The organism is Herbaspirillum lusitanum (genome assembly GCF_046025995.1).
In the GTDB taxonomy this organism is placed as follows: Bacteria; Pseudomonadota; Gammaproteobacteria; order Burkholderiales; family Burkholderiaceae_D; genus Herbaspirillum; species Herbaspirillum lusitanum_A.
This window is the reverse complement of sequence record NZ_JAQQFM010000022.1, coordinates 1-6,061: the sequence shown is the minus strand read 5'-3', so window position 1 is coordinate 6,061 and position 6,061 is coordinate 1. Positions and strand designations below refer to the sequence as shown.

The 6,061-nt window shown below is 50.5% G+C and carries 1 protein-coding gene, 2 tRNA genes and 3 rRNA genes; 1 reads left to right on the top strand and 5 read right to left on the bottom strand.

Annotated features, from left to right (window positions below):
- Nucleotides 1–129, top strand: a 129-nt coding sequence (locus PQR62_RS25485) for an acyloxyacyl hydrolase (RefSeq protein WP_408160881.1), incomplete at its 5' end; no start/stop codon positions are given.
- Nucleotides 130–476: 347 nt separating this feature from the next.
- On the opposite strand, the gene rrf is transcribed toward PQR62_RS25485, so the two are convergent.
- The 5 genes from rrf to PQR62_RS25460 form a co-directional block, all read right to left on the bottom strand.
- Nucleotides 477–589, bottom strand: a 5S ribosomal RNA gene (gene rrf, locus PQR62_RS25480).
- Between the two features lie 168 nt (nt 590–757).
- Nucleotides 758–3,631: ribosomal RNA gene (locus PQR62_RS25475) — 23S ribosomal RNA — on the bottom strand.
- Nucleotides 3,632–3,913: 282 nt separating this feature from the next.
- Nucleotides 3,914–3,989: transfer RNA gene (locus PQR62_RS25470), tRNA-Ala, on the bottom strand.
- 8 nt (nt 3,990–3,997) lie between these two features.
- A tRNA-Ile gene (locus PQR62_RS25465) sits at nt 3,998–4,074 on the bottom strand.
- A 120-nt stretch (nt 4,075–4,194) separates the two neighbouring features.
- Nucleotides 4,195–5,727: ribosomal RNA gene (locus PQR62_RS25460) — 16S ribosomal RNA — on the bottom strand.
- Together the 16S, 23S and 5S rRNA genes with 2 tRNA genes alongside form the textbook arrangement of a ribosomal RNA operon.
- Between the last annotated feature and the right edge of the window lie 334 nt (nt 5,728–6,061).

Genomic DNA, 6,061 nt, shown 5'->3' with positions numbered 1-6,061 from the left:
GGTGCGGGTTATGTGTTCACCAACGGCGTGGATGTGGGGATCAAGCTGCAGCATTTTTCGAACGGAGGGATCAAGCAACCGAACGGCGGGGTGAACTTTGCGGTGCTGAAGGTGGCGTACAAGTTCTGAGTTAATGGTGTGGTTGAAGAGAGTTAAACGAAGAAGCCGGCGCGAGCCGGCTTTTTGTTGTGCGTTTGGTGTTGTGGTGTGGCGCAGGCGTGCATCGATGGCATGTCGCGTCGCCTGATTGGACTGAGGTTTTTACAGGGGCGGATAGTGCGCGGCGCCAGGTGATGAGCTCAAGCTGCCCCCGTAAAAGATAAGGGAGAGGGGCATTTTCGTGTGCGTGCGCGGTGATCTTGAGCAGTGAAGCCTGAGTTTCAGGGGCTGTGCCCGTAAAAAGCACGTAAATCTAAAATGCGGAGCGCAAAGCAAAAACCCCCGCACCAAGAGGTACGGGGGTTTTCTAAATAATAGCCTGACGATGACCTACTTTCACACTGGTTGCAGCACTATCATCGGCGCGAAGTCGTTTCACGGTCCTGTTCGGGATGGGAAGGGGTGGTACCAACTTGCTATAGTCATCAGGCATAACTTGTAGTGTCACTTGATTCCCGTTAAAGCTGGGAGGATCAAACAACGCAATCTGGGAAGAAGTAAATTTTGATTTTTGCAGCTCGGTATGCGCGAGCTGCTGGGCGTGATGCACAATTGGCAAACAACGCTACGCTCATTATCTACAACAAACTAATGTTATAGGAACAAGCCGCACGGGCAATTAGTATCAGTTAGCTTAACGCATTACTGCGCTTCCACACCTGACCTATCAACGTCCTGGTCTCGAACGACCCTTTAGGGGAATCTAGTTCCCGGGAAGTATCATCTTAAGGCAAGTTTCCCGCTTAGATGCTTTCAGCGGTTATCTCTTCCGAACTTAGCTACTCGGCAATGCCACTGGCGTGACAACCGATACACCAGAGGTTCGTCCACTCCGGTCCTCTCGTACTAGGAGCAGCCCCCTTCAAACTTCCAACGCCCACGGCAGATAGGGACCAAACTGTCTCACGACGTTTTAAACCCAGCTCACGTACCACTTTAAATGGCGAACAGCCATACCCTTGGGACCGGCTACAGCCCCAGGATGTGATGAGCCGACATCGAGGTGCCAAACTCCCCCGTCGATATGAACTCTTGGGAGGAATCAGCCTGTTATCCCCAGAGTACCTTTTATCCGTTGAGCGATGGCCCTTCCATACAGAACCACCGGATCACTATGTCCTACTTTCGTACCTGCTCGACTTGTCAGTCTCGCAGTTAAGCACGCTTATGCCATTGCACTATTAGCACGATGTCCGACCGTACCTAGCGTACCTTCGAACTCCTCCGTTACACTTTGGGAGGAGACCGCCCCAGTCAAACTGCCTACCATGCACTGTCCCCGATCCGGATAACGGACCAAGGTTAGAACCTCAAACAAACCAGGGTGGTATTTCAAGGTTGGCTCCACGAGAACTAGCGTCCCCGCTTCAAAGCCTCCCACCTATCCTACACAGATTGGTTCAAAGTCCAATGCAAAGCTACAGTAAAGGTTCATGGGGTCTTTCCGTCTAGCCGCGGGTAGATTGCATCATCACAAACATTTCAACTTCGCTGAGTCTCGGGAGGAGACAGTGTGGCCATCGTTACGCCATTCGTGCAGGTCGGAACTTACCCGACAAGGAATTTCGCTACCTTAGGACCGTTATAGTTACGGCCGCCGTTTACTGGGACTTCAATCAAGAGCTTGCACCCCATCATTTAATCTTCCAGCACCGGGCAGGCGTCACACCCTATACGTCCACTTTCGTGTTTGCAGAGTGCTGTGTTTTTATTAAACAGTCGCAGCCACCATTTTATTGCAACCCGTTTGTCCTCCTGGCGCAGGCCAGTCAAACTACTAGGGCGTACCTTATCCCGAAGTTACGGTACCAATTTGCCGAGTTCCTTCTCCCGAGTTCTCTCAAGCGCCTTAGAATACTCATCTCGCCCACCTGTGTCGGTTTGCGGTACGGTCTCGTTAGACTGAAGCTTAGAGGCTTTTCTTGGAACCACTTCCGATTGCTTCGCGAACAAGTTCGCTCGTCCCATACCCTTGAATTACGCTGCCGGATTTGCCTAACAGCCTTCTCTGATACAGAAACCGGGACATCCAACACCCGGACAACCTTCCGCGATCCGTCCCCCCATCGCATCTAACGACGGTGCAGGAATATTAACCTGCTTCCCATCAGCTACGCATCTCTGCCTCGCCTTAGGGGCCGACTCACCCTGCTCCGATGAACGTTGAACAGGAAACCTTGGGCTTACGGCGTGCGGGCTTTTCACCCGCATTATCGCTACTCATGTCAGCATTCGCACTTCTGATACCTCCAGCATCCTTTACAAGACACCTTCACAGGCTTACAGAACGCTCTCCTACCATATATCCGAAGATATATCCGCAGCTTCGGTGACTGGCTTAGCCCCGTTACATCTTCCGCGCAGGACGACTCGATCAGTGAGCTATTACGCTTTCTTTAAAGGATGGCTGCTTCTAAGCCAACCTCCTGACTGTTTTAGCCTTCCCACTTCGTTTTCCACTTAGCCAATCTTTGGGACCTTAGCTGGCGGTCTGGGTTGTTTCCCTCTTGACGCCGGACGTTAGCACCCGACGTCTGTCTCCCAAGCTCGCACTCATCGGTATTCGGAGTTTGCAATGGGTTGGTAAGTCGCGATGACCCCCTAGCCATAACAGTGCTCTACCCCCGATGGTGATACTTGAGGCACTACCTAAATAGTTTTCGGAGAGAACCAGCTATTTCCAAGTTTGTTTAGCCTTTCACCCCTACCCACAGCTCATCCCCTAATTTTTCAACATTAGTGGGTTCGGTCCTCCAGTGCGTGTTACCGCACCTTCAACCTGGCCATGGGTAGATCACTTGGTTTCGGGTCTACACCCAGCGACTGAACGCCCTATTCGGACTCGATTTCTCTACGGCTTCCCTATTCGGTTAACCTTGCCACTGAATGTAAGTCGCTGACCCATTATACAAAAGGTACGCAGTCACCCCTTTCGAGGCTCCTACTGTTTGTATGCACACGGTTTCAGGATCTATTTCACTCCCCTTCCGGGGTTCTTTTCGCCTTTCCCTCACGGTACTGGTTCACTATCGGTCGATTACGAGTATTTAGCCTTGGAGGATGGTCCCCCCATGTTCAGACAGGATTTCACGTGTCCCGCCCTACTTGTCGCAAGCCTAGTTCCACACTAATGATTTCGTATAAGGGGCTATCACCCTCTATGGCCGGACTTTCCATTCCGTTCTACTATCAAAAATGCTAAATCTTGCAGGCTGGTCCCATTTCGCTCGCCACTACTCTGGGAATCTCGGTTGATTTCTTTTCCTGTAGCTACTTAGATGTTTCAGTTCGCCACGTTCGCTTCACACACCTATGTATTCAGTGAGTGATGACCTTACGGTCGGGTTTCCCCATTCGGAAATCTGCGGATCAAAGCTTGTTTGCTAGCTCCCCGCAGCTTATCGCAAGCTACTACGTCCTTCATCGCCTGTAATCGCCAAGGCATCCACCATGTGCACTTATTCACTTGTTCCTATAACGTTAGCCTCTGTTGCCAGAGACGCTATAGAATTTTTTGAGTTTAGCGTTTGCCGTATTGCCAAAGTAAGTCTTCTAATTGCTAAGATCACTTCGTAATACTTTGATTGATACAATCACACCCATCAACTTCTTATGCAAGGATCGAAACCCTGGCACTCGTCGTTGACGAATTCTTTACTTCTTCCAGATTGTTAAAGAACAAAAACAGCTATTGATCTAAAAGACCAAACCTAAATCACCACGCACTTTGTACGTTGATTTAGGTTTGACATCTTGGTGGAGGTTGACGGGATCGAACCGACGACCCCCTGCTTGCAAAGCAGGTGCTCTCCCAGCTGAGCTAAACCCCCGAAACCGTTGGTGGGTCTGGTTGGGCTCGAACCAACGACCCCCGCGTTATCAACACGGTGCTCTAACCAGCTGAGCTACAGACCCGCTTGGATCAGTATCAGTAGCCAGTTTGTCAGCAATCGCGTTCAAACCGCTTCCTACCAAATAACTGTTCTTTGTTTTACAGCCGATAAGTGTGGACGCTTAAATCTGTGCGCACTCTAGAAAGGAGGTGATCCAGCCGCACCTTCCGATACGGCTACCTTGTTACGACTTCACCCCAGTCACGAACCCTGCCGTGGTAATCGCCCTCCTTACGGTTAGGCTAACTACTTCTGGCAGAACCCGCTCCCATGGTGTGACGGGCGGTGTGTACAAGACCCGGGAACGTATTCACCGCGACATGCTGATCCGCGATTACTAGCGATTCCAACTTCATGGAGTCGAGTTGCAGACTCCAATCCGGACTACGATACACTTTCTGGGATTAGCTCCCCCTCGCGGGTTGGCGGCCCTCTGTATGTACCATTGTATGACGTGTGAAGCCCTACCCATAAGGGCCATGAGGACTTGACGTCATCCCCACCTTCCTCCGGTTTGTCACCGGCAGTCTCATTAGAGTGCCCTTTCGTAGCAACTAATGACAAGGGTTGCGCTCGTTGCGGGACTTAACCCAACATCTCACGACACGAGCTGACGACAGCCATGCAGCACCTGTGTGATGGTTCTCTTTCGAGCACTCCTAAATCTCTTCAGGATTCCATCCATGTCAAGGGTAGGTAAGGTTTTTCGCGTTGCATCGAATTAATCCACATCATCCACCGCTTGTGCGGGTCCCCGTCAATTCCTTTGAGTTTTAATCTTGCGACCGTACTCCCCAGGCGGTCTACTTCACGCGTTAGCTGCGTTACCAAGTCAATTAAGACCCGACAACTAGTAGACATCGTTTAGGGCGTGGACTACCAGGGTATCTAATCCTGTTTGCTCCCCACGCTTTCGTGCATGAGCGTCAGTGTTATCCCAGGGGGCTGCCTTCGCCATCGGTATTCCTCCACATATCTACGCATTTCACTGCTACACGTGGAATTCTACCCCCCTCTGACACACTCTAGCCATGCAGTCACAAATGCAATTCCCAGGTTGAGCCCGGGGATTTCACATCTGTCTTACATAACCGCCTGCGCACGCTTTACGCCCAGTAATTCCGATTAACGCTTGCACCCTACGTATTACCGCGGCTGCTGGCACGTAGTTAGCCGGTGCTTATTCTTCAGGTACCGTCATTAGTAAAGGATATTAGCCCTTACCGTTTCTTCCCTGACAAAAGAGCTTTACAACCCGAAGGCCTTCTTCACTCACGCGGCATTGCTGGATCAGGCTTGCGCCCATTGTCCAAAATTCCCCACTGCTGCCTCCCGTAGGAGTCTGGACCGTGTCTCAGTTCCAGTGTGGCTGGTCGTCCTCTCAGACCAGCTACTGATCGTCGCCTTGGTGAGCTTTTACCCCACCAACTAGCTAATCAGATATCGGCCGCTCCACGAGCATGAGGTCTTGCGATCCCCCACTTTCATCCTTAGATCGTATGCGGTATTAGCTAATCTTTCGACTAGTTATCCCCCACTCTAGGGCACGTTCCGATATATTACTCACCCGTTCGCCACTCGCCACCAGGAGCAAGCTCCCGTGCTGCCGTTCGACTTGCATGTGTAAGGCATGCCGCCAGCGTTCAATCTGAGCCAGGATCAAACTCTTTAGTTTAATCTCTGTTTGCGCCATTTCTGGCTGATTCTTTCGAATCGGTCACTCACTCAAAATACTGACAGATAATTTCTTACCTATATTTCTTTGTGAGCATTTAATATTTAAAGTTTCCAGACCCGAAGGTCTGTCGCACTTCATTAAACGCCCACGCTTATCGACTGTTAATTTTTAAAGATCTTGTTCTGCGCTGCCGTCCTTTCGGACAACTGCGTCGCTGGCAAATCGTTTTGTTTGTCAGCAGCAGAGAGATGAGATTATGTAGCGTTTTTTAATTTGCGTCAACTTCTTTTTTAACGCTTCACTAAAAATTTTTTGCAGAAACTCAACTTCT